Raw genomic sequence first — 25,294 nt, 5'->3', positions numbered from 1 at the left:
TAGATGAAACGGCAAAACAACCAAATTGGGCGGGCAGTCCCATGCCGGGAGCCGGATTTGAACCGTATTTTTGAAAGCGAAAGAAAAGCCTGCCTGTAAAAACAGGTTTTTCCGGATAAAAAGCGGGAATAGTGCCCTTGTTCTATTCGCTTTTTGGCATGCTTAAAATCATAATTGATTGAAAATTTTTCCACATTCACTTATACTAAACGCATCAACCTAGTTCTTTTGGAAGGGGTATTTTTCTTGGAACGAAATCATACGATTCTGCAGTTTTTTGAATGGAATACGCCGGCAGACGGCAGCCATTGGAACCGGCTGAAAGAAATGGCGCCTGAATTAAAGAAAACCGGGATTGATGCCGTCTGGCTTCCGCCGGTGACAAAAGGACAGTCAGACATGGACAATGGTTACGGGGTGTACGACCATTACGACCTCGGGGAGTTTGACCAGAAAGGCACCGTCAGGACAAAGTACGGGACAAAACAGCAATTACATGAAGCGATCAACGCCTGCCACGAGCACGATATCCAGGTCTATATCGATGTCGTCATGAACCATAAAGCGGGCGCGGATGAAACCGAATCTTTCCAAGTGGTGGAGGTCGACCCGATGGACCGCAACAAAGAAATTTCCGAACCGTTTGAAATAGAAGGCTGGACAAAGTTCAATTTTACAAACCGGAAAGGCAAGTATTCTGATTTTACGTGGAATCATACCCATTTCAGTGGCGTCGATTACGACAACCGGACAGGGCGGAACGGCATTTTCCGTATTGTCGGGGAAAATAAGCATTGGAGTGAGCATGTCGACAACGAATTTGGAAACTTCGATTATTTGATGTACGCGGACATTGATTACAACCATCCGGATGTAAAAAAAGAAATGATCGAATGGGGAAAATGGCTGGCCGATACGACCGGTTGCGACGGCTACCGGCTCGATGCCATTAAGCATATCAACCATGACTTTATCCGCGACTTTGCCGCTGCCTTAATGGAACACCGCGGAGACCATTTTTATTTTGTCGGCGAGTTCTGGAATCCGCAGCTGGAAGCGTGCCAAAAATACCTCGACCATGTACAGTTTAAAATCGATTTGTTCGATGTTGCACTCCATTATAAATTGCATGAAGCATCTAAAAAAGGGCGCGCGTTTGACCTCCCGACGATTTTTCATGATACACTCGTTCAAACGCACCCGCTGAATGCTGTTACGTTTGTCGATAACCATGATTCACAGCCGAACGAATCGCTGGAATCATGGGTGGACGACTGGTTTAAACAGAGCGCCTATGCTTTGATCTTGCTGCGGAAAGACGGTTATCCGTGCGTCTTTTACGGGGATATGTACGGCATCGGCGGCGACAATCCGATTCCCGGAAAAAAAGACGCCCTTTCCCCGCTTTTATCTGTCCGGCGGGAAAAAGCGTACGGCGAGCAGGATGATTATTTTGACCATCCGAACACAATCGGCTGGGTACGCCGCGGCGTTCCGGAAATGCCGCATTCCGGCTGTGCCGTCGTCATCTCAAACGGCGAGAACGGCGAAAAAAGAATGCTTGTCGGAAAAGAGCGCGCTGGCGAGGTTTGGGTGGACGCTACCGGCAACCGGCAGGAAAAAGTTACAATTGGCGAAGACGGCTATGCAGGATTTCCGGTTAACGGCGGCAGCGTTTCTGTCTGGGTACAGGAAACGGATGAAAACTAAGGAGGGGCACTGTTCCATCTTCCGGAACGGTGCTTATTTCATTCTTTCAGCTTATAGCTGTTTTTGCCGCGTTTTTTAATTTCGTACATCGTTTCATCCGCTTTTGCAATCAAGGTTTCTTCATCGCTGCAATGGTCCGGATACAAACTGATCCCGATGCTGCCTGTTGCTTCTATTGAGTGGGGGCCGATTTGGAACGGGCGGCTGAACGCTTCCACCATCCGGTTTTGCAACGCGGTCAAAACTTGGCGCCTGTTGTGATTCATTGAACCAAAAAGAATCTGTGGTAAACTGTTCATACAGAAACCTTTAGAAGGGATACGCCATGGCACAATTCGTATACAAGCAAATTATCGATGATTTGAAACAAAAAATTTTTGCCGGACAGTTCCCCGATATGAAACTGCCGGATGAACGAAGCCTGAGTGAAGCCTATCAGGTCAGCCGCAGTTCCATTAAGCGGGCGCTCTCGAAAATGGCCAACGACGGCATTATTTTTAAAAAACGCGGTTCCGGAACATTCATCAATCCTTTGTATATAAAAAACGCGTCCATTTTTAATTACGAAGGCACAAACCTCGGTGTCACCGACAATTTTCACATGTATGGCCAAAAGCCGGCCACAAAAGTGCTCTGTTTTGAGGTCATTCCGCCGACAGAAGAATTGCAGCGGAATTTGTTTTTGAACCCCCATGATTTTGTTTATAAAATACGCCGGCTCCGCTTGTTTGATGAGGATCCGTTTATGATCGAGACCGGTTATATTCCGATAAAAATCGTCCAAAATTTAACGCCCGAAATCATTGAAGGCTCCATTTTCAACTATCTGGAAGATGTCCACAATATGGCCGTAACGAAATCTTTTTTATCTATTTTTGCAGAACCGTCCAACGCGAAGGACCGTGAACTTTTGCGTTTAAAAGAACATGAACCGGTCGGTATTATGGAAGGCATCTTTTTTCTCGACAACGGCACGCCGTTTGAGTTTTCCCATATGCGGCTCCACTATCAATATTTAAAGTTCAATACATTTGTATCGGTGTCAGAGTAGGCTGAATGCATTTCAGCTTTTTTAGACATGATATGTTCATAATTTCACGAATTTGGACCGTATTAATTTGTAAAAAGATTGATTTTTTAGGTGTAAGCGGTATGATGAACGTAGATGATAAATGAAAGGAAACGGTTGAAATGGAAATGGCAGCTTCGCAAGTCGCTTATTCCTCCCCTGCTTATCTGAAAAATTTAGATGTATACTGGCGTGCAGCCAACTATATTTCGGTTGGCCAGCTTTATTTAAAAGACAATCCGTTATTAAAAGAACCCGTAAAGCCTTCTGATCTGAAAGCAAAACCGATCGGGCACTGGGGGACGATTTCAGGGCAGAACTTTATTTACGCCCATCTGAACCGAGTGATCAACAAATACGATTTAAATATGTTTTATATTGAAGGGCCGGGGCACGGCGGCCAGGTGATGGTATCCAATTCTTATCTTGACGGCAGTTATACTGAAATTTATCCGAATGTAACACAGGACATAGAAGGGATGAAGAGACTGTTTAAACAGTTTTCATTCCCGGGCGGCATTGCTTCCCACGCGGCACCGGAAACGCCGGGATCGATCCATGAAGGCGGCGAACTGGGCTATTCCCTTTCACACGGCACCGGCGCCATTTTGGACCAGCCCGATTTAATGGCCGCTGTTGTCGTCGGCGACGGGGAAGCGGAAACCGGGCCGCTTGCCACTTCCTGGTTGTCCAACCGGTTCATCAACCCGGTAACGGACGGCGCCGTTCTGCCAATTTTGCTTTTAAACGGTTTTAAAATCAGCAATCCGACCATGCTCTCCCGTATGTCTGATGAACAACTGGCGCTTTATTTTGAAGGGATCGGCTGGCGGCCGTATTTCGTTGAAGGAGAAGACCCGGAAGAAATGCACCGCGATATGGCGTATGTAATGGACCAAATGATCGAACAGATCCAAGCCATCCAGTCACATGCCCGGAAAACCGGTGACACCACCCGCCCCGCTTGGCCAATGCTTGTTTTCCGTGCGCCAAAAGGGTGGACCGGCCCTAAGGAATGGGACGAGAAGCCGGTTGAACATTCATTCCGCGCCCACCAGATTCCGGTGCCGGTCGACCAGGACCATATGGAACATCTCGATGTTTTAATCAACTGGATGAAAAGTTACAGGCCGGAAGAATTATTCAATGAAAACGGGCGGCTGAGACCGGAAATTGCCAAGATCGCCCCGAAAGGCAGCAAACGAATGGCGATGAATCCTGCCACCAATGCCGGCTTCCATATCAAAGACCTTGATCTGCCGGATTTCCGCGATTATGCGCTGGACAACAAGGAACATGGAAAACAGATGGCGCAGGATATGACCGTTTTAGGGACATATTTAAAAGACGTGATTTTAAAAAATGAAGCCAAACGCAACTTCCGGATTTTCGGCCCGGATGAAACGATGTCGAACCGCCTGGCGCCAGTATTTGAGGCCACAAAGCGGCAATGGGTGGGAAAAATCAAAGAACCGAATGATGAATTTTTGGCACCGGACGGCCGTGTCATTGACTCGCAACTGTCTGAGCACCAGGCGGAAGGATTTTTGGAAGGCTATGTTTTAACCGGCCGCCACGGTTTCTTTGCAAGTTACGAAGCGTTCCTGCGTGTCGTCGATTCGATGATCACCCAGCATTTCAAATGGCTGCGGAAAGCAGCAGAACAAAAGTGGCGTGCGGATATCCCGTCATTGAATGTGGTCGCCACTTCCACTGTATTCCAACAAGATCATAACGGCTATACCCATCAGGATCCGGGTATTCTTGGCCACCTGGCTGATAAAAAACCGGAATTTATCCGGGAATATTTGCCGGCCGATGCCAATACGCTGCTCGCTGTATTTGACAAAATCCTGAACGACCGTGGGAAAATCAATCTGATTGTTTCGTCCAAACACCCACGCCCGCAATGGTTTACCGTTGAAGAAGCGGAAGAGCTGGCAGACCGCGGACTGAAAATCATTGACTGGGCAAGCACGGACGAAGGCGGCAATCCGGATATTGTCATTGCCGCATGCGGGACAGAACCGTTGCTTGAAAGCCTCGCTGCTGTTTCGATTTTGCACGAAAAACTGCCGAAATTGAAGATTCGCATGATCAATGTGCTCGATATTTTGAAATTAAGAAGCCCGGCATTGGATCCGCGCGGCCTTTCGGATGAAGCGTTCGACGCCTATTTTACAAAGGACAAACCGGTTGTTTTTGCCTTCCACGGTTACGAAGGCCTGATCAAAGACTTGTTTTTTGACCGTGCAAACCACAATCTGCATGTGCACGGCTACCGTGAAAACGGGGATATCACAACGCCGTTTGACATGCGCGTGATGAACCAGATGGATCGGTTTGACCTTGTAAAAGAAGTGGTGTCAAGCCTGCCTGATACAGCCCGGCACGCAGCCCTCATCAGCGAAATGGACAGCATGCTGCAAAAACATCATGCGTACATCCGCGAAGAAGGCACAGATCTGCCGGAAATCGAAAACTGGCAGTGGCAAGCGATAAAATAACAGCAAGAAAAACCGGGCGGACGTATCGAAACCGCTGAAAAAACCAATGAAATATAAAACGGCGGGACACCATCATGAATCGTGTCCCACCGTTTTTTCATTCTATAGAGAAAACGGGTTTTTTCTTTTCCAAATCCAACATTTCTATTTCAATAAATAGAATTTTATTTTAAAATAGAAAGACAAGAAATGGCGAAAACGATCATGACCATCAATTCAATCTTACATCATGCGGGTGATAAAATGGAGCTAAGACAGGCATTGCATCATTTTTTCCTTGAAAAAACATGGCAATTGACGGAAGACTGGTACGCATCTCTCGACAAAAACAGCGTGCAGGGGGTTTATGCGTCCACCGACCCCGAAGTGGTTGCAAGACTGAAAGAGCAGAACCACGAGTTCCACGTCCAGTTTTGTGAAGTGTTTTTAAAAGATGAAGATACCTTTTTACACCATTTTGAAAAGTGGGTAATGAGCGTTGCACAAGATGAAGAGCATCTTGCCACACCGAACCACTTCATTTTGCGTGAGTTCTTCCACACGCAGGAACAGTATCTCGACCTGTTCGATTCATTTGTTGCAGCTCACGAAGGAGATTATACATATGAGGAATTGAATTTTTGGCGCAGGGCGATCATCCGTACATTCGAACATGTCATGATCTGGTTTATGAAAGAAAACCACCACTATTCCTTAAAGCGGCTGGAGTCCCAGCAAGAAACGATTAAAGAGCTAAGTTCCCCTGTCATTATGGTCGGCAAAAATACCGCGCTGCTGCCGCTTGTCGGGGAAATTGATTCCAACCGTGCGAAAATCATTCTGGAAAAAACCCTTGAACAATGCGCAGAAAAAAGCGTTCTCCTTCTGTACATTGATTTATCCGGCGTGGTCGTCATCGATACGATGGTCGCCCAGCAAATTTTCCGGCTGATTGAGACGCTGCGGTTAATCGGGGTAAAATGCATTCTTTCCGGCATCCGGCCGGAAGTAGCACAAACTGCCATTCAATTGGGCATTGATTTTAATGATGTAACGATCCACTCCAAACTGGAACTCATGCCGGAATGATGAAAAATCTATCAATCTACTGCAAAAAGGATGCAACAGAGCGTTGCATCCTTTTTGCTGTTTCCCCAACCGCCCGCTTATGATTATTTTCATAGGAACAGGGTAAAAAAACGATGAGCCAAGGCGCCATGAAAAATTTTCTTCTTGCTATTTTAAGTTCGTGCTGATACGATAGAAGAGCATGATTTGGAAAGCATATATAGAGCATCAGGAGTCTTTCCAAGCAGATAATTTTGGCCAGTGGAGTAAAGGCATCGGTGTGCCGGGCCAAATGCCGAATCGGCAACTTTTGGTTGCCTTATTGATTGAGTGGGAAACTCAAATTTTATAAGTTGGTTACTTTACAACCGGTGCTTGTGCACATCAACTTGTGAAACGATCAATAAGAGTGGTAAAAGTAATTATTTGCTATATAGACTCTGATCCTATAGGAATATAAAGCTTTCTTCCATATTGTCCACGGACTTTTATGGCAGGCGTATATCCGTTTTTTTGCAGATATGCATGCTTTTTTAGGATGATGATTTCAAGCAAGTGTTGTGCGCACGTATGCGGATTGCACTTGCTTTTTATTATGCAAAAATTCTTTTTGAAGGAGACAGAAGAATGGGAAAAGCGTTGATTATCGGGGCCGGCGGCGTAGCATCGGTCGCTGCGCATAAATGTGTCCAAAACAGCGAAGTCTTTGAAGAAATCTGCATCGCAAGCCGTACGAAATCAAAATGCGATGCGTTAAAAGCAAAGCTTGACGGCGGCAAAACGAAAGTGACGACTGCACAGGTCGATGCCAATCATGTCGATGAACTGGTTGCTTTAATTGAAAAAGTGAAACCGGATGTCGTCATGAACCTGGCGCTGCCTTATCAGGATTTAACCATCATGGAAGCCTGTCTTCAAACCAAAACAAACTATCTCGACACCGCGAACTATGAGCCGAAAGACACGGCAAAATTTGAATACAAATGGCAATGGGCGTACCGCGAACGTTTTGAAGAAGCCGGCATTACCGCCCTTCTCGGCAGCGGCTTTGACCCGGGCGTAACAGGCGTATTTTCCGCTTATGCCCTGAAACACCATTTTGATGAAATCAATTATATTGATATTTTGGACTGCAATGCCGGCGACCATGGCTATCCGTTCGCAACAAACTTCAACCCGGAAATCAACATCCGTGAAGTTTCCGCCAATGGCAGCTACTGGGAAAACGGCAAATGGGTCGAAACAAAGCCGATGGAGATCAAACGCGTATATGATTTTCCTGAAATCGGCGAACGCGATATGTACTTATTGCACCATGAAGAGCTGGAGTCGCTTGCTGTAAACATCCCTGGCATTAAACGGATCCGTTTCTTCATGACGTTTGGCGAAAGTTACCTGACCCATTTGAAATGCCTGGAAAACGTCGGCATGACTTCGATTGAGCCGATTGAATTTGAAGGCAAGCAAATCGTGCCGCTGCAGTTTTTGAAAGCTGTGCTGCCGGACCCGGCTTCCCTCGGCCCGCGCACAAAAGGGAAAACGAATATCGGCTGCATTTTTCACGGCAAAAAAGACGGCAAGGACAAAACCTATTACCTTTACAATGTGTGCGATCATGAAGCCTGCTATAAAGAAGTCGGCTCGCAGGCGGTATCGTACACAACCGGCGTGCCGGCAATGATCGGCGCGATGATGCTGATCCAGGGTAAATGGGACAGAAAAGGCGTTTATAATGTGGAAGAATTTGATCCCGATCCGTTCATGGAAGCCCTGAACAAATGGGGCCTGCCGTGGAAAGAAAGCTTTAATCCGGAGCTTGTCGACTGATGAGATTTGAAGAACTGCCGACGCCTTGCTATGTGATTGATGAACAAAAGCTCGAAGACAATTTGAAAGTTTTAAACGGCGTGATGAAACGGACCGGATGTAAAATTGTTTTAGCGCAAAAAGCTTTTTCGATGTTTGCTTTGTACCCGCTCATCGGCAAATACTTGAGCGGGACAACAGCAAGCGGCTTGTATGAAGCACGCCTCGGGCATGAGGAAATGGGAAAAGAAAACCATATTTTTTCCGCCGCTTACCGTGAAGGTGAAATCGATGAGATCGTCTCGATTTGCGACCATATTATTTTTAATTCATTTTCACAGCTTGAGAAATTCAAAGGCCGTGTGCTTGCAGGCGGAAAAAAGGTGGGCCTGCGCATCAATCCGGAATGCTCGACACAGACCGGGCATGCGATTTATGACCCTTGTTCGCCAGGCTCGCGCTTCGGTGTGACGCAGGCACAGTTCCGCCCTGCGCTTCTGGACGGCGTCACCGGCCTCCATTTCCACACGCTCTGCCAGCAAAATGCGGACGATCTGGAGACAACGTTGGATGCCGTCGAAGAAAAGTTCGGGGAATGGCTGCCGCAAATGGAATGGATCAATTTCGGCGGCGGCCACCATATTACGAGGGAAGACTATGACATTCCGCTCCTCGAAAAATGCATCAAGCGGATGCAGGACAAATACGGTTTGGAAGTCTACCTTGAGCCGGGCGAAGCTGTTGCTTTAAATGCCGGCTATCTTGTCACAACAGTGCTTGACACGGTGAAAAACGGCATGGACATCGCGATCCTCGATACCTCCGCTTCGTGCCATATGCCGGATGTGCTGGAAATGCCGTACCGCCCGCCGCTCATCGGGGCTGGGGAGCCGGGCGAAAAACCGTATACGTACCGGCTTGGCGGCCAGACATGCCTCGCCGGCGATACGATCGGCGATTATTCCTTCGATAAGCCGCTTAAAGAAGGCGACCGCCTTGTATTTGACGATATGGCCATCTACACCATGGTGAAAAACACCACCTTTAATGGCATGCCGCTTCCGGCCATCGCGATCCAATACAAAAACGGCGATTGCACAATTGTCCGTGAGTTCGGTTATCACGACTTTAAAATGAGACTCGGGTGAATGCCGAATGCCCGCCGTTCCAAATGCAAGGGGCTTTTCCAAATGCCGGATTGGCAGCGGAATTGCCCCTTTTTTTGCTGTCCTGGTTGCATGCTTCCTGCTTCCCTTTTTACTCCGTCATTGTTATAATAATATTTGGAAGCTTCCAATAACCTCAGGTTTTCCGGCATGCCCATACGTAAACGCGGACAGCTAACTTCTTTAGTATTTTACTATTTGAAGCCATTAGGTGTTCTTTTTGTGTTGCCTGAATTTCAATAAATGGAGGGATGGCAATGAAAAAGCGGGCAATTGTATATTGCGAAAACCAATTTGGCACAACAGATGGCAAAACAGCAAACGGACTCATCCGTGAACCCGGGAATTACACCATTACGGCTGTCATTGACAGCAGCAAACACGGGCAGGATGCCGGCATGCTCCTCGACAACAAATGGAGCGGCATTCCGGTTTGCAAAGACCTGGAAGACGCACTCATCCACTCCGGCCCGAAAACGGATGACTTCATTTTCGGCATCGCGCCGGCGAACGCCTTTTTAAAACCGGAAGAAAGAAAAGTCATTCTGCAGGCAATGGAAGCCGGATTGAACATCATCAACCCGCTCCAGGAATTTTTAACAGAAGATGAAGAAATGGCGGCCCACGCACAGGCTTGCGGTGTCACGATCCGCGATATCCGCAAACCGCGGCCGAAAAAAGAATGGACTTTGTTTACCGGAGAAATTTTGAAAATGAACACCCCTGTCGTTGCCGTGCTCGGAACAGACGGGGCCTGCGGAAAACGGACAACTGCCAAATGCATTGAAGAGGCATTCATGGAAAAAGGCTACCGCCCGGCATTTATCGCAACCGGGCAGACAGGCTTGATCCAGGGCGCCAAGTACGGGTTTGCGATGGATGCTTTCCCACTCCAATATTTAATCGGTGAACTGGAGCGCGAAATTTTGCGGGCCAATAAAGAAGAACATCCGGATATGATCATCGTGGAAGGCCAGGGCGCGCTCAGCCATCCGGCATATGCAAGCTCAACCGGCATTTTAAAAGGGGCAAGGCCGCAAGCAGTCATTTTACAACACGCCCCGAAACGAAAATATTTATCCGATTTTCCATTTGCCGAAGTGCCGAAAGTGGAAGATGAAATCAGCCTGATTGAACATTTCGGAAAGACAAAAGTCATCGGCATTACGCTCAACCACGATGGGATGTCAGAGCGCGAACTGGAAGAAACCATCCGCCGCTATGAAGAAACTTACCATCTTCCGGTTACGGATGTGTTAAAAACCGGCACAGACAAAATTATAAACGCCTTGCTCGATTTCTTCCCTTCCCTGAAAAAGGCAGTGGTTTCCTGATGGCCGTTCTTCCACGGGTGGAAATCAATCTGGAGAAGATCCGGCACAATGCCAAAACGTTAAAACAATTATTTGGGAGGAAAGGAATCAGCATTACAGGCGTTGTGAAAGGCGTTACAGCCGATTTAAACATTGCCGGCGCCCTGGTGGAGGCAGGCATCACAAGCCTCGCAGACTCGAAGATTGCAAATATCGAAAAAATGAGAAAAGCGGGGATCAAAGCAGATTTGATTTTGCTTCGTTCCCCCGGGATCAGCGAAGTAGAAAAAACGGTCCGGTATGCGGATATCAGCATGAACACGGAGCTGGATACGATCCGTGCATTATCCGCTGAAGCGGTGCGGCAACAGAAAACCCATAAAATCATCCTGATGGTGGAAATGGGAGATTTGAGGGAAGGCATATTATTAAAAGATGCCCCTGCGATGATCAGAGAAATATTCACCTGCCCCGGGATTGAACTGGCCGGAATCGGGACGAACTTTGCCTGCTTTGGAGGCGTGCTCCCGACCGAACAGAAGATGCAGACGTTTTCCCGGTTTGTCCAAGCTATGCAGGAGCTGTTTTCCCTCAAACTTCCTTATGTTTCCGGCGGCAACTCCGCCAATTACAACTGGGCCGTGAAAACAAAAGATGCCGAGGCCGTAAACAATGTACGGCTCGGCGAGTCCATTTTGCTGGGCCGCGAAACATCAGGCGGGCATATCATTCCGTCATTATATCAGGATGCCTTTTGCTTTGTTGCCGAAGTCATCGAATCAAAAATCAAACCTTCCGTGCCATATGGGACAATTGGCAAAAATGCATTTGGGGAACAAGTCACCTTTATCGACAGGGGCAACAGACGGCGGACCATTATCAGTGCGGGCCGGCATGATGTGCTTGTTTCAGGCCTTACCCCTGTCCGGCCGTTCCATATCATTGGCTCAAGCAGCGACCATATCATTTTGGATACAAAGGATGCGGTTCTCGTGCCGGGCGATGAAGTAAGGTTTTATATGAACTACGGCGCGATGCTGAGAGCCATGACGTCCCCGTATGTTTATAAAACGTATGTCCATGGCGCGGCCACAACCGAGCCTTACAAACAACAGTTTCTGCTTTCGCGCGGAACAAGGCAAAACCGTCCCCCAGAAACCGAAAAAAACCCTGCAAATTAAAGAAAGACAGGCTGCGAGCACAGCCTGCCTTTTTTTACTTCGTTATAATAATATCTTCCGCGCGGATATCACTGCCAAAGTATGGCGCCAGATTGTTGTTGTAATCATTTTTGAAAAAGCCATTGTTGTTTAACTTCGTAATTTCTTTGTTCATCCAATTAAGGAGCGATTTGTTGCCTTTTTTCACAGCAGGGGCAATATATTGGTTCGGCCCGAGCGTTTTAATGCCGACCGTATAATCCGGATGGTTTTTCACCCAAGCATACAGATAGGAATTGTCGTCCGCCAGTGCAACGGCCCGCCCGTTTTTAAGCGCATTGAACTGTTCTGTTTTGGAATCGTACTTTTGCAATTTCACATCTTTTTGCTTGCTTGTAAAATAGTTTTCCGCAGTAGTGCCCTTGTTGACGATCAAAGACTTGCCCTTTAATTGGCTGACATTTGTGATCGGGTTTTTCTTCGGTGAAACGACACCGATGGAAACTTTCATGTATGGCTTGGCAAAATCAACAACTTGCTTCCGTTCCGGTGTGATTGTGAAATTTGCCAGAACAAGATCCACTTTATTCGATTTCAATGCATCCACACGGCTGTTGGCGTTCACTTGCACGAATTTCACTTTTACCCCAAGATCTTTGGCAACCTGTTTGGCGAGCGCAACATCATATCCTTGCCGTCCCCCGTTTTTATCGACCCATCCGTACGGCGGAAGATCTCCAAATACGGCAATTTTGATCGTGCCGTTTTTCTTAATTGCTGAAACACTGGACGGATTGCTGCTTGAAGAATTGCCGGAACTTTTGCCGCAGCCTGCAAGCGCCAGCGACAAAATCAATAAAAGTGCTGAAACCAAACCAAACAAACGATGCTTTTTCATAGTCTAACCCTCCAAAATATTTTTCTTTTAAAAATCCATGCTTTCCAAAAAGCTTTTCGCCCGCTCTGTCTGCGGTTTAGTGAAAAATTGGCGCCCCGGGGTTTCTTCGAGAATCTTCCCGTCTTCCAAAAACAAGATTTTATCCCCGATTTGCCGGGCAAAATTCATTTCATGCGTGACGACAATCATTGTCATCTTTTCTCTTGCCAACCGCAGGATGATCTCGAGCACGCCGCGCACCATTTCCGGGTCAAGCGAGGCGGTCACTTCATCAAACAGCATCAGCTTCGGGTTCAGCTCAAGCGCGCGGACAATCGCCACCCGCTGTTTCTGCCCGCCGGAAAGCTGGCGCGGGTAGGCATTGGCATACTGCTCCATGCCGACTTCCTTTAACAGGCTCATGGCCTGGCGCGCTGCTTCGTCTCTTTTCCGTTTCTGGACTTTCACTGCACCGAGCAGGATGTTCTCCAACACCGTCATATTCGGAAATAAATCATAGCTCTGGAAAACCATTCCGATCTGCTGCCTGAGCCTGCGCCAGTTTTTCGGCGACGGCCGTACGGTTTCCCCATTAAACATAATGGTGCCACCCTGGAAGGCTTCGAGACCGTTTAAGCAGCGGATCAATGTACTTTTTCCCGATCCGGACGGCCCGAGGAGAACAACGACACTGCCTTCCTCCACTTCGAAAGAGATATCCTCCAGCACCCGTTTTTCGCCGTACGACTTTTTTAAATGTTCGACTTTCAGTAAAGGTTCAGCCATTAGCCCCTGCCTTGCCCCTCCTTTCTAATCGCCTTGCCAGCCGGGAAAGCGGATAGCATAAAATGAAATACAGGATAAAGATAAAACCGTATACCCAAAACGCGCCGTCCTGATAACGGTGGCTGTTCGCTTCGATAATTTGCTGGCCGACATTGATGACATCCACGACGCTGATCAATAGCAAAAGGGAAGTCGTCTTAATTATTCTGGTCATCAGGTTAATGGTCGCCGGAATCATTAAGTGGACCGATTGCGGCACAAGCACGTACCGGTAAAGCTGGACCGTGCTTAAACCGATCGCTTTTCCAGATTCCACCTGATGCATCGGAACAGAAATCAGCGCGCCACGGACGATATCGCTCATTTCGGCAGCCATCCACAGGCTGAAAACAATGGTCCCGACCGTATCCGCCTTATAGTTGATGTTAAAGCTTTGCGGCAGAATATAGTAAAACAAAAATAACAGGACAATCGTCGGCACAATGCGAAAGAACTCCAGATACAGCCTAAGCAAAAGGCGGAGCAACGGATTGTGCAATGTCCTTAAAACCCCCAGCACGATGCCGAGGATACCGCCGAAAAAGATGGACAGAAAAGCAATTTTTGCCGATACATATAATCCGCCCAATAAACGTAAAAAATTGGCTCCTTCAAAAAAGATACTAATTCCCGAATGTCCCATAACGCACCTTCTTCTCCAGCCATGTCAGCAAGATGGACAATGGAATTAAAATGATGGCATAAGCCACAACGAGCATAAACAGATACTCATTCGTGTTGTAATACATCCCGATCAAGTCAAGTGCCGTGTTGGTTAGTTCCGGAATCGCCAGCACGGTAAAGATGGATGTTTCCTTGATTAAAAAAATAATATTTGCGGCGAATGCCGGGACACTGAGCATCAATCCCTGCGGAAAGATGACGTAGCGTGCCAGCTGGAACCGGCTCAGACCGATCGCAAGCCCGGACTCAATCTGCGTTTTGGAAACGCCCGCAAGCCCTCCGGAAAACCCTTCTGCCATATAACTGCCGCCAAGAAAAATAATCCCGATAATCCCGCAAACCTCGGCAGAAAATTTGATCCCGACTTGCGGAAGCCCGTAAAAAAGGAAAAATAACTGGATCAATAAAGGCGTATTGCGGGACAGTTCCACATAAGCCGTTACAAGTTTCCGTAAAACCGGCACCTTAAAATACTGGATAAAACTGCATATCAAGCCAAGAACACCTGCCCCGATAATGCCGAAAAAGGAAAGCCGCAAAGTGAGCCAGAATCCTTTTTCAAACATGGGCAGGCTGTTTTGCACAACGGTCCAGTCCATCTCACCCCTCCTCGTATAATAAGTTTAAATCCAAAGTGGATGTCAATTTCCAGTTCATTCTGCTGCTCATTGACAAGTGAATATAAGATTTTGTATTCCGGGCTCGCCCGGAATACAAGTTCGGACTTGGACGCTTCGCGATGTTCCCGGATAATGGTCTTAGGATCGTTTGGGTCAATGCTTCCCCTCCTTGTAGCCTGACTACTCGAAAAGTCTGCATCCCCAGGTTCTTGCTTGAACGTCTAACCCGTAGGCCGTTCCTCCGGATCTCCGTGCTGGAAATGAGCAGTTCCAGGCAGCCCACGGCCCGGATGAGTTCTCATACGCGAGGCTGACAGATCGGCAAGCCATCTGGGGATATCCCGAAGCGTCCGATTCCATCGATCCCAATACAGAGAGGAGGAAATCATATGCCCTTATTTGTCGGTATTGACGTGAGCTCCAAAAACCTCGATGCCTGCCTGATGGATGGAATGGGGGAAACGTTGGCCACCCAAACGGTGACAAACAATCTTCCCGGTGCCTCTGAGTTAAGAGACGCCATCCTCCAACATGCGGAGGCGGATGACACCATCCAGATCGCCATGGAGGCCACATCTGTGTATAGTTGGCACCCGGCAATGTTTTTCCATGAAGATCCCGAGCTGAAACAGCGTCGTACAAAGGTGTTTACCCTGAATCCGAAGCTGGTGAGAAATTTCAAAAAGGCTTATGCCGAGATGGACAAGACCGATCCCAAAGATGCCTGGGTAATTGCGGACCGCTTGCGTTTCGGGAGATTGCCGAAATCCGTGATTCAGTCAGAACAATACCTTGCCCTTCAACGGTTAACACGGATGCGCTATCACCTGATTCAAAGTTTAACCCGGGAACAACAGGTATTTTTGAATCATCTGTTTTTCAAATTCAGTGCCTTTAACCTTGAAGTGGATACACCGGTCTTCGGCCATGCCATAACGGAATTTTTGCTTGAGGCCTATAGCCTCGATGAAATTGCCCAAATGCCTCTAGAGGACTTAGCGATGTATCTCCAGACCAAAGGCCATGGCCGCTTTAGCGATCCCGAGGATTTGGCCGCATCCATCCAAAAAGCTGCCCGGTCCTCTTACCGGCTTTCTAAATGTGTGGAGGATTCGATTGACTTGGTCCTGGGCAGTTCTATTGAGATCATCCGGCATCTTAAACGCCAAATCAAGGATTTGGATAAGGCGATTGCCCGCGTTCTTGATGGAATCCCGAATACCCTCCAGACCATTCCGGGAATAGGCCCGGTGAGCTGTGCTGGGATTCTCGCTGAAATCGGCGACATTGAGCGCTTTGACGACCAAGCCGCGATCGCAAAATTTGCTGGATTGTTCTGGCCCCGCCACCAATCGGGTGATTTTGAGGCTGATGACAAAATGCTTGCGCGTACAGGCAATCGTTATCTCCGGTATTACCTGGTTGAGGCTGCCAATCTGGTCCGGCGACACGAACCTGAGTACCGCGCCTTTTACCAAAAGAAATATCGTGAGGTGCATAAGCACTCACACAAACGCGCCCTCGTCTTAACGGCAAGAAAACTGGTGCGCCTGATCGATGCGCTGCTCCGCAACGATCAAATTTATGCGCCGAAAAAGAAGGTGACGCGATGAGGTAACCAGGTAACCATCATCGATAGCCTGAACTTGAAAACTTCCAGATTATTCCAATTATCTGGAGGCTTAGTTCAGTATTGCCATTTTTACGACATAGAGCCAACAAAATTTCCAATTCACTTGTTTTTAACCCTTGACATCACACCGTAGGACTTTTTTGAAAAATTCTCTTCAATCCAGGCGGGCTTGCACCAGCCGCCCGATATGTATACGTTGCTGTCCCGATTCAGGACCCAGTGCATTTCAAAGGCCGGACGACAAAAAGCCGTTTCCTAAGAAAACGACTGCCCTTTTTCAGGTATTGCTGCGGTTTTCTTATCTTGATAGACGATCATGAACTGTAGCTATATAAAATGAACTTAAGTTTTTCGCGGCAAAATCCATGACGATCAGAATAGACATGGCATGAAAAAGGAATAGAGTTCAACTTATATATTAGGATGCCGGTTTCCAAAGAGAGCCCTTCTGCCGCCCGGGATAAGAAATATTCAGCATTTTAGCAACATCTTTATTTTACTGAACGCCGGGGCAAAAATCAATATATTCCTATCGACTTGATAGGGTTTTCTTTGGATGGCACCCAAAAAAGAAAACAGCATGCCGAAATTGTCCCTTCGCTTGCACCTGTGCTGTTTTCCGGCTGCCTGCAACAGGAGTGCTGATTGAGCCTGCGTTACAGCCAAAAAAAAGGCCTTCAATCCGCTTTAGGATCAAAGACCTTTCATTTTAGCGCTCAAGCGTGTTACCGGTAGGCCGGTTCTTTTTCCGTCAGGCCGAGCGTCTCTGCCGTTTCAGCGTGAATTTGATGCAGCAGTTCCGGATTTTCCGCGAGCCGCACGCCATAAGATGGGATCATTTCTTTTATTTTTGGTGCCCATGCATTTTTCCGGTCCGGGAAGCATTTTTCAATGACTTCGAGCATAACATGGACAGCAGTAGAAGCACCTGGCGAAGCGCCGAGCAATGCTGCGACTGAACCGTCAGCAGCCGTTACCACCTCCGTGCCGAACTGAAGCGTGCCTTTTCCGCCTGCTTCCGTATCTTTAATCACTTGGACCCGCTGCCCGGCTACGACAACATCCCAGTCTTCCAATCTCGCATCCGGAATGAATTCCTGCAGCGTCTCCAGCCGTTTTTCGTCTGACAAGAGAAGCTGCCCGATCAAGTATTTCACAAGCGGCACATTTTTTGCTCCGGACGCAAGCATGGTCACGACATTATTTGGCTTCACAGAACCAATCAGGTCTAAATTTGACCCTGTTTTTAAAAACTTCGGCGAGAAGCCGGCAAACGGGCCGAACAGCAAACATTTTTTATGGTCAATATATCTTGTGTCCAAATGCGGCACAGACATCGGCGGCGCACCGACTTTCGCTTTCCCGTACACTTTTGCATGGTGGCGGTTGATGACTTCAGGATTGTTGCACACCATAAATAACCCGCTTACCGGAAACCCTCCAATATGTTTGGACTCCGGAATACCGGTTTTTTGAAGCAACGGCAGGCTTCCACCACCGGCCCCGATAAAAATGAATTTCGCCGTATGGTATTCGATTCTGTTGTGCTCAATATCATGCACTTTCACTTCCCAGTTTCCTTCCGGGGTGCGTTGAATATCTTGAACAGCATGCTTGTAGTTTATTTCGACATCTTGGCGTTCCAAATGGTCAAACAGTATGCGGGTCAAGGCGCCGAAGTTCACGTCCGTCCCTGCATCGCTTTTCGTTGCTGCAATCGGTTCGTTAGACGTCCGGCCTTCCATCACAAGCGGAATCCATTCCTTTAATTGTTCAGGGTCGTCGGAAAACGTCATTCCTTCAAAAAGCGGATGGGCTGACAGCGCTTTAAATCGTTTTTTAAGAAAAGCAACGTTCGCCTCCCCTTCTACGAGGCTCATATGCGGGATCGGCCGGATAAAGTCCTGTGGATTGTGGATCAGCCCCTTGCTAACCAGGTAGGACCAGAACTGCCTTGAAAGCTGGAATTGTTCATTTACATTTACAGCTTTTGTAATGTCTATTGAGCCGTCCGGTTTTTCAGGCGTATAATTCAGCTCACATAATGCCGAATGCCCGGTCCCCGCATTGTTCCATTCATTCGAACTTTCTTCCGCTGGTTTTGCCAGCTTCTCATATACGGTGATTTCCCAATCCGGGGTCAGTTCTTTCAGCAAGGTGCCCAGCGTTGCGCTCATAATGCCGGCACCAATTAAGATGACGTCTGTCTTTCCCTGTCTGATGCTCATGATTACCTTCTCCTTATCCCTATATTTGCTAATATTATTCCGGACACACTGCCTCTTTTTCAGAACAAGGCAGTCCCCGGGAAAACGTTTTACAAGTCTTAATATCATAATATCATATTTTATGATAATTCTTTAGAATAATGATACACAATTTGACAATGGAAATATCAGGAAAGCTTTTTATTTGCTGAATGATTCATTCTTCATTTTGCTTAAAAATATAATATAATGAATCTTGTAAATAGAAATTTTACTGGTATATTTCTTGCATTTGCCAAAGGGGGATGCCAGGAGATATTTTTCACGGATTGAAGACGGAATTTTCATTTTACAAAGGGGGAAGACAAATTGGCACAAACAACCGGACGCACATCCAGACATGTGACTGCTAACATCTTTAAAGGATCACTTGGCAATCTGATCGAATGGTATGATTGGTATGTTTATTCTGCGTTTGCGGTTTATTTTTCATCAGAGTTTTTTCCGGAGGGGAACCAAACTGTCCAGTTATTGAATACAGCCGGGATTTTTGCCATTGGTTTTCTGATGCGGCCGCTCGGGAGCCTGATCATGGGCCGGTATGCAGACCGGTACGGCCGCCGGGCTGCACTGACCCTTTCCGTTGCCATTATGGCGCTCGGTTCGCTTGTCATTGCCTGTACACCGGGATACAGCAGGATTGGTGTGCTGTCACCGGTTATTTTGGTCCTGGCCCGGCTTGTGCAGGGGATCTCGCTGGGCGGGGAATACGGCACTTCTGCTACCTATTTGTCCGAAATGGCAAGCAGCGGCCGCCGCGGCTTCTATTCCAGTTTCCAATATGTCACGCTTGTATCGGGGCAGTTGATCGCACTTGGTGTCCAAATTGTGCTCCAACTCGCATTAAATGAAAGCGAAATGACCTCGTGGGGATGGCGGATCCCGTTTGTGATCGGCGCGATTGGCGCATTGGTGGTCTTGTGGCTGCGCCGTACGATGGACGAGTCCGAACAATTCGAGGAGATGGGATCGGAAACGCGGAAAAATGCCGGAACGCTGAAGGTCCTATTGAATTATCCGAAAGCGGTGCTGACCGTTGTCGGCCTTACACTTGGCGGCACTGTCGCATTCTACACATTCACCACCTATCTGCAAAAATTTATGGTGAACACGTCCGGAATTGATAAAGAAACCGTCAGCTGGATCAACTTTATTGCCCTTTTCATCTTTGTTGTTTTCCAGCCGCTTGCCGGAAAGCTGTCCGACCGGATCGGGCGCAGGCCGCTGTTAATCGGCTTCGGCATTCTCGGGACCCTTTTGACCGTACCGATATTTTTATGGTTGAGAGAAACGCAGAACCCGGTTTTTGCTTTTCTTCTCATGATGGCAGGGCTGATCATTGTAACCGGCTATACTTCCATCAATGCCATTGTGAAAGCTGAGCTGTTCCCGACTGAAATCCGCGCGCTTGGTGTCGGGTTTCCCTATTCATTAACTGTCGCAATCTTTGGCGGAACAGCCGAATTTATCGCGCTTTGGCTGAAAAATGCCGGCGTGGAATCCGCCTTTTTCTACTACGTTGCCGGCTGTATTGCCATCAGCCTGCTCACCTACTTATTCATGGCCGAATCCTCGAAGCATTCCCGGATCGAAGCAGAACTTCAATCCCGCCCGGATTCGAAAAACAAAATTATCACCTGAAAATGCCAAACAGCTACAGCGTGGCAGGCTGCAGCTGTTTTTGTGCAAAAAAATCACTGCCAAGTAAAAACCCCGGTTCCTTTCTCCCCGATCCTCACGGTTAAACCGCTCGTCTTGGCCCTCGCTTCTAAATCATGATATGACAATTGTCATGCCAAAATGGTGACATTCCTTACTTAAAATCACTCCATGCTCCTTATACAATAATCGTATATACAAGGAGGCGCGGGTAATGAATGAGGTTTTATGTCTGGAAAATGTCACAAAAATGTTTAAACAGAAACCAGCGGTCAAAGATGTCAGTTTTTCAATTCACAAGGGGGAAGTAACAGCCATTCTTGGCCCGAATGGCGCGGGAAAGACGACCACCCTTTCCATGATTTTAGGGTTACTAAAACCGACAGCCGGCAAGATTAAACTTTTCAACAATGAGCCGGGCACATTGCAGGCCCGCCAAAGAACCGGCGTCATGCTGCAGGAAGTGAGCATAATGCCGGGGCTGACCATAAATGAACTTCTTATGCTGGTCAGAAGTTACTATCCTAGTCCATTGCCGCTAAAGGACCTGGTCCGTTTAACGGGGCTGACGGAAAAAGATTTAAAAACACGGACGGAAAAATTATCCGGCGGCCAGAAAAGACGCTTGAACTTTGCACTGGCACTTGCCGGAAACCCCGAGTTCATGATCTTTGACGAACCAACCGTTGGAATGGATATCACCGCGAGACAACATTTTTGGGAAACGATTAACCTCATGGCAAACCAGGGAAAGACGATCGTGTTCTCCACCCATTATTTACAGGAAGCAGATGACAATGCCCGCCGGATCCTGCTCTTTAAGGACGGCGGAATCATTGCCGGCGGGACGCCCGAACAAATCAAAACAAACATTTCAAAGAAAACCGTTTCTTTTTGCACGAATTCTGAACAATCACTGAAATTGCTTGATCATCATCCTGAAGTCGGGCAAATCTTTCGGAAAAATAACCGGGTGTACATCTGCTCGGATAATACAGACAGCGTACTGGAACTGCTTTTTCGGGAAAAAATCGGAGCGTACAATATTCAAATTGACAATGGAAATCTGGAAGATGCATTCAGCCGGATAACAAAAGAAAATCAGGAGGCCGATTAAAATGAAAGCTTTTCAACTGCAATGCAAAATGGAGATAAAACGCGTGCTGCGGAACCGTTATTTTGTTTTTTGGTCGCTGGCCATGCCCATTGTCTTTTATTACATTTTTACCAAAGTGGTGGACACCCATGCTCCGGATCCCGCCGCATGGAAAGCCCATTACTTAATGTCCATGACCGCCTTTAGTGTGATGGGCTCCTCTATCATGACCCTTGGAATCCGCATCGTCCAGGAGCGTGCACAAGGATGGGCGGCATTTATGCGCCTCACACCCCTTCCTGATTCTATTTATTTATCAGCCCGGATGGCCGGACAGAGCGTAATTCATGTTTTTTCCATATGTATGATTTTCTTTGCAGGGGCCATTCTGAACAGGGTCTCATTGGCTCCGGCAGAATGGGCTATGAGCGGTGGATGGATATTGCTTGGATCGCTTCCATTTCTCTCGATTGGAACCTTAATCGGCTGTATGAAAAAAGTTGAAACAGCAGCCGCAATCAGCAATGTCCTCTATATGTTGCTAGCCGTTTGCGGCGGGATGTGGATGCCGATTGAAGTGATGCCAAAAACGATGCAAAATATCGCCCATTGGCTGCCATCCTATCATTTTGGAAGCGGCGCATGGGAAATTGTTCAAGGCGGGATGCCGGGCTGGAAAAATATTTTGGTTTTGCTCACTTATTTTGTTGTGTTCATGCTACTATCAAAATATATTCAAAGAAAACAAGAAACGGTGTGACCAAAATGAAAATGCCCCGCCTGTTTCCAAGCCGTTTGGGCTTCTTTCCCTATGTCTTTTTGATTTATATGCTGTTCCCTGCTTTTTCGTTATTAAAAGAAACCGGAATGAAGCAGCTTGTGGGCTATGGAATGCTTATGCTATTCTTTATGACGTATCGCCAGCTTTATTTTACAATCGGGAAAAAAGCTTTCACCTGTTGGCTGGCTTTGCAGCTGTCCATCATTTTCATTTATTGTATGTTTTACGGTTTAAGTTACATTTTCTTAGGCTTTTTCCCAGCGAACTTTACCGGTTATTATCGTGAAACAACAAAATTTTACCGGGGACTGACAGGTCTTGCTTTGGTGCTTTTGGTGCCGTTCCTCTATCATATATGGAATGCGCCATCCTTGCCCCGGGCAGGAGAATTGTTATTTTTCATCCCCTTTCTTATCGTCATGCTTATCTCGCCTTTCGGGTTACGCTCCATTGAACAGAGGAGAGAGCTTGAACGGAAGCTTGACCAGGCAAATCAGCGTATCGCTGAGCTTATCAAGCGCGAGGAACGCGTGCGGATTTCCCGCGATCTCCATGACAAACTGGGCCATACCCTCTCTCTGCTCACTTTAAAAAGCCAGTTGGTGCAACGTCTCATTTCCATTGACGCTGACCGTGCGCAGCAGGAGGCAAAAGAAATAGAATTAACTTCAAGAGCAGTCCTCAAGCAGGTCAGGGAACTTGTTTCCGATCTGCGGACGATTACCATTGCAGAGGAACTCATTCAAGTTCAACAGATTTTAAGAGCGGCAAACATTACTTACCAATACCATACCGGCGTTGAATTTTCAAAAATTCCCCCGTTAACGCAAAATATTGTAAGTTTGTGTATTCGTGAAGCTGTGACGAATGTCGTGAAACACAGCAGGGCAACGCATTGTATCATTTCCATTTCACAGTCTGCTGAACATGTCAAAATCGTCATTCAAGATAACGGGAAGGGAATAGATGAAAATAAACCAATGGGGAATGGTTTGCGGGGGATGGAAGAAAGATTGCAGTTAATCAACGGAGAGCTCAACTTTTACAACCAAAACGGCATGATTTTGGAATTGTCCATTCCGATTATTAAGAAAGAAGAACAGAAGGAGGCTGTTTTATGATTCGCATCTTTATTGCCGAAGATCAGAGAATGCTTTTAAGTGCATTAGGCTCCTTGCTCGGCATGGAAGAAGATATGGAGGTGATCGGCCAGGCAGTGAATGGCAGGGAGGCGCTCGAGGCCATTCTCAAGCTGAAGCCTGATGTTTGCTTAATGGACATTGAAATGCCGGTATTAAGTGGATTAGATGTTGCAGGAGAGCTGGCAAAGAAAAATGCCTTAACGAAAGTCATCATTTTGACAACCTTTGCCCGCCCCGGTTATTTTGAAAGGGCGGTAAAAAGCGGGGTACATGGCTACCTGCTGAAAGATGGCGAGATTCGTGAACTGGCAGATGCCATTCGCAAATGTGTGGCCGGCAAGCGGGTATTCAGCCCGGAACTTATGTTTGATGCCATCCGGGAAGAAAATCCGCTCACCGAAAGAGAACAGCAAATTTTGCGCCTGGCAGCTTTAGGAAAAACGACAAAAGCGATTACCGAAGAACTTTATTTATCCTCCGGCACGGTCCGCAACTACATCTCTGACATCATCCACAAACTGGGGGCAAACAACCGGACGGAAGCAGCAAGCATCGCCGAAGAAAAAGGATGGATCTAGCCTTTCATGAGACAAAAAAGGCCGCGTTGCTTTCATTCAGCCATTCAACCCGTTGTCCATCCTTTAAATAGACCGGCTGTGGGATGAAGTGCCAAGTGGCCCTCATGTCCCGCCCTTTCATTTCAAAAACCTTGTTTACTGATGACACGGTTTTCCGTGAGGTATCTAAATGAGGTTTTTTATTTTTTGCACAGGACTTCCATTCAGTCTGCCAAATGGGATCAACACACCCTTAAAGTTTTAAAAAAAGCTCTTTATCGAAAATTTATTGACAAAGGATGGTATTCAGTATTACTATATAGTTGTAGTTAGTAATACTGAATACCAGACATCCGAAAAACATGCACTACAACGTACTTTAAACAAATAAACGGAAAATAGAAAGGGAGGTGCAATATTGGAAAATATCACAGAAATGCTGAAAGGCGTGCTTGAGGGTTGTGTTCTTGAAATCATCAGCCGTGGTGAAACCTACGGCTACGAAATTACGCAACGGCTGCGAAAACTGGGCTTTACCGATGTGGTTGAAGGCACAGTTTATACGATTACCATGCGGCTTGAGAAAAAAAGTCTGGTGAACGTCGAGAAAAAGCCCTCCACAATGGGTCCGCCGCGAAAATTTTACACACTCAACGAAACAGGCCAAGAGCAGCTTGAAATTTTTTGGAGAAAATGGGAATTCATCTCAGGTAAAATGAATGAACTAAAAAAATTTAATCAAAAGGAGAAGCCATCTAATGAGTATTTTGGATAAAACTTTTGGCGATTTTAACGAAAAGAAAGCATGGCGTGAAATGGAAAAACGCGCAAAAGCCTTGCCTGAAGACTACTACAACGCCTATAAAGCAATGCAAAAGTATCTTTGGAATACAGGCAGCGTGATGGATTGGCAAGAAACCAAATTTGTCTTTACCCACATCATTGAACTGCTTGAAGAAGCCGCAGCAAATGGCAAGCGCGTTAAAGAAGTGACTGGCAGCAACGTAGCAGCTTTCTGTGACGAGCTCGCCATTGATGCAAAATCATGGGTTGATAAGCAGCGCCAAAAACTCAACGATGCGATTAAATAATAGCACTTTGCTGAAGGAGGGAGACTTCAATGAACTTTTTCGAAAAAATCACCGGGAGCGATATGACAAAAGCAATAAAAAGTTTTGAAGCAAGGGCAAAAGTCTTGCCAGCAGAATATCAAACAGCGTGGAACGAAATAAAAAACAATCTCTGGGTTTACGGAGATTTCACCGGCCGTAATCTCATGCCGATTCTGGAAAGCGCGCTTGAACTGCTTGAAGTTGCATCAGCAGACGGCCAAAGCATCACTTTCCAGGCTGGGGTTTTCCACACATAAATCAAA

Annotated in this window: 22 protein-coding genes and 1 pseudogene; 17 read left to right on the top strand and 6 right to left on the bottom strand. The window is 47.0% G+C overall.

Features of this window, described 5'->3' with window-relative positions:
- Positions 1-246: 246 nt before the first annotated feature.
- Positions 247-1,710 (top strand): alpha-amylase, encoded by a 1,464-nt coding sequence (locus tag BCOA_RS24115; protein ID WP_014096659.1) that lies wholly within the window; start codon positions 247-249, stop codon positions 1,708-1,710.
- A gap of 38 nt (positions 1,711-1,748) precedes the next feature.
- On the opposite strand, the gene BCOA_RS24110 is transcribed toward BCOA_RS24115, so the two are convergent.
- On the bottom strand, positions 1,749-2,009 hold the full coding sequence (locus tag BCOA_RS24110) for a diguanylate cyclase domain-containing protein (protein WP_014096658.1): 261 nt from the start codon (positions 2,007-2,009) through the stop codon (positions 1,749-1,751).
- Positions 2,010-2,035: 26 nt separating this feature from the next.
- Here BCOA_RS24110 and BCOA_RS24105 point away from each other — a divergent pair, with 26 nt between their 5' ends.
- The 7 genes from BCOA_RS24105 (at position 2,036) to BCOA_RS24070 (ending at position 11,799) form a co-directional block, all read left to right on the top strand.
- Positions 2,036-2,761, top strand: a complete 726-nt coding sequence (locus BCOA_RS24105; RefSeq protein WP_014096657.1) for a GntR family transcriptional regulator — start codon at positions 2,036-2,038, stop codon at positions 2,759-2,761.
- A 146-nt stretch (positions 2,762-2,907) separates the two neighbouring features.
- Positions 2,908-5,286: a phosphoketolase family protein gene (locus BCOA_RS24100; RefSeq protein WP_041818266.1), complete on the top strand. Its 2,379-nt coding sequence runs from the start codon at positions 2,908-2,910 to the stop codon at positions 5,284-5,286.
- A 243-nt stretch (positions 5,287-5,529) separates the two neighbouring features.
- Positions 5,530-6,354, top strand: coding sequence for an STAS domain-containing protein (locus BCOA_RS24095; RefSeq protein WP_041818263.1), 825 nt, complete (start codon positions 5,530-5,532; stop codon positions 6,352-6,354).
- Positions 6,355-6,960: 606 nt separating this feature from the next.
- A complete protein-coding gene (locus tag BCOA_RS24090; RefSeq protein ID WP_014096654.1) occupies positions 6,961-8,160 on the top strand; it encodes a saccharopine dehydrogenase family protein in 1,200 nt (399 codons plus the stop codon).
- The gene (gene nspC, locus BCOA_RS24085; protein WP_014096653.1) at positions 8,160-9,287 is read left to right on the top strand and encodes a carboxynorspermidine decarboxylase; all 1,128 of its coding nucleotides are present in this window, start codon (positions 8,160-8,162) and stop codon (positions 9,285-9,287) included. Before BCOA_RS24090 ends, nspC begins: the two co-directional genes overlap by 1 nt.
- 275 nt (positions 9,288-9,562) lie before the next feature.
- Complete coding sequence (locus BCOA_RS24075; RefSeq protein ID WP_014096652.1) at positions 9,563-10,639, top strand: DUF1611 domain-containing protein; 1,077 nt, start codon at positions 9,563-9,565, stop codon at positions 10,637-10,639.
- Positions 10,639-11,799 carry an alanine/ornithine racemase family PLP-dependent enzyme gene (locus BCOA_RS24070; protein WP_014096651.1) on the top strand — a complete coding sequence of 387 codons (1,161 nt, stop codon included), beginning with the start codon at positions 10,639-10,641 and terminating at the stop codon, positions 11,797-11,799. The genes BCOA_RS24075 and BCOA_RS24070 overlap by 1 nt, the downstream gene beginning before the upstream one ends.
- Positions 11,800-11,833: 34 nt before the next feature.
- Here the strand turns inward: BCOA_RS24070 and BCOA_RS24065 are convergent, their stop codons facing one another.
- The 4 genes from BCOA_RS24065 to BCOA_RS24050 are packed head-to-tail and all read right to left on the bottom strand — an operon-like array spanning position 11,834 to position 14,763.
- Positions 11,834-12,676, bottom strand: coding sequence for a transporter substrate-binding domain-containing protein (locus BCOA_RS24065; RefSeq protein ID WP_014096650.1), 843 nt, complete (start codon positions 12,674-12,676; stop codon positions 11,834-11,836).
- Between the two features lie 27 nt (positions 12,677-12,703).
- Complete coding sequence (locus BCOA_RS24060; RefSeq protein WP_014096649.1) at positions 12,704-13,441, bottom strand: amino acid ABC transporter ATP-binding protein; 738 nt, start codon at positions 13,439-13,441, stop codon at positions 12,704-12,706.
- Entirely contained in the window at positions 13,434-14,123 is a 690-nt protein-coding gene (locus tag BCOA_RS24055; protein ID WP_014096648.1) for an amino acid ABC transporter permease, read from the bottom strand. The genes BCOA_RS24060 and BCOA_RS24055 overlap by 8 nt, the downstream gene beginning before the upstream one ends.
- Positions 14,104-14,763, bottom strand: a complete 660-nt coding sequence (locus BCOA_RS24050; RefSeq protein ID WP_014096647.1) for an amino acid ABC transporter permease — start codon at positions 14,761-14,763, stop codon at positions 14,104-14,106. The genes BCOA_RS24055 and BCOA_RS24050 overlap by 20 nt, the downstream gene beginning before the upstream one ends.
- A gap of 410 nt (positions 14,764-15,173) precedes the next feature.
- On the opposite strand from BCOA_RS24050, the gene BCOA_RS24045 reads away from it, so the two are divergent.
- Positions 15,174-16,397, top strand: coding sequence for an IS110 family transposase (locus BCOA_RS24045; RefSeq protein ID WP_013858393.1), 1,224 nt, complete (start codon positions 15,174-15,176; stop codon positions 16,395-16,397).
- Between the two features lie 745 nt (positions 16,398-17,142).
- On the opposite strand, the gene BCOA_RS24035 is transcribed toward BCOA_RS24045, so the two are convergent.
- Positions 17,143-18,645 carry a malate:quinone oxidoreductase gene (locus BCOA_RS24035; protein WP_014096646.1) on the bottom strand — a complete coding sequence of 501 codons (1,503 nt, stop codon included), beginning with the start codon at positions 18,643-18,645 and terminating at the stop codon, positions 17,143-17,145.
- Positions 18,646-18,993: 348 nt separating this feature from the next.
- Here BCOA_RS24035 and BCOA_RS24030 point away from each other — a divergent pair, with 348 nt between their 5' ends.
- The 8 genes and pseudogenes from BCOA_RS24030 to BCOA_RS23995 form a co-directional block, all read left to right on the top strand.
- Positions 18,994-20,325: an MFS transporter gene (locus BCOA_RS24030; protein ID WP_014096645.1), complete on the top strand. Its 1,332-nt coding sequence runs from the start codon at positions 18,994-18,996 to the stop codon at positions 20,323-20,325.
- A gap of 232 nt (positions 20,326-20,557) precedes the next feature.
- Positions 20,558-21,460: an ABC transporter ATP-binding protein gene (locus BCOA_RS24025; protein WP_014096644.1), complete on the top strand. Its 903-nt coding sequence runs from the start codon at positions 20,558-20,560 to the stop codon at positions 21,458-21,460.
- 1 nt (position 21,461) lies between these two features.
- The gene (locus BCOA_RS24020; protein ID WP_014096643.1) at positions 21,462-22,199 is read left to right on the top strand and encodes an ABC transporter permease; all 738 of its coding nucleotides are present in this window, start codon (positions 21,462-21,464) and stop codon (positions 22,197-22,199) included.
- 5 nt (positions 22,200-22,204) lie between these two features.
- The gene (locus tag BCOA_RS24015) at positions 22,205-23,341 is read left to right on the top strand and encodes a sensor histidine kinase (protein WP_041817988.1); all 1,137 of its coding nucleotides are present in this window, start codon (positions 22,205-22,207) and stop codon (positions 23,339-23,341) included.
- Positions 23,338-23,940: a response regulator transcription factor gene (locus BCOA_RS24010; RefSeq protein WP_014096641.1), complete on the top strand. Its 603-nt coding sequence runs from the start codon at positions 23,338-23,340 to the stop codon at positions 23,938-23,940. Before BCOA_RS24015 ends, BCOA_RS24010 begins: the two co-directional genes overlap by 4 nt.
- 397 nt (positions 23,941-24,337) lie before the next feature.
- Complete coding sequence (locus BCOA_RS24005) at positions 24,338-24,694, top strand: PadR family transcriptional regulator (RefSeq protein WP_014096640.1); 357 nt, start codon at positions 24,338-24,340, stop codon at positions 24,692-24,694.
- Positions 24,678-25,010, top strand: a complete 333-nt coding sequence (locus tag BCOA_RS24000) for a DUF1048 domain-containing protein (protein WP_014096639.1) — start codon at positions 24,678-24,680, stop codon at positions 25,008-25,010. Before BCOA_RS24005 ends, BCOA_RS24000 begins: the two co-directional genes overlap by 17 nt.
- Before the next feature lie 29 nt (positions 25,011-25,039).
- Positions 25,040-25,258: pseudogene (locus BCOA_RS23995) on the top strand (DUF1048 domain-containing protein); the annotation flags it as partial.
- Between the last annotated feature and the right edge of the window lie 36 nt (positions 25,259-25,294).

Origin of the sequence: Heyndrickxia coagulans 36D1 (genome assembly GCF_000169195.2) — a bacterium.
GTDB classification, from domain to species: domain Bacteria; phylum Bacillota; class Bacilli; order Bacillales; family Bacillaceae_C; genus Weizmannia; species Weizmannia faecalis.
The sequence above is the reverse complement of the archived record's forward strand: the minus strand, read 5'-3'. Positions and strand labels throughout refer to the sequence as shown.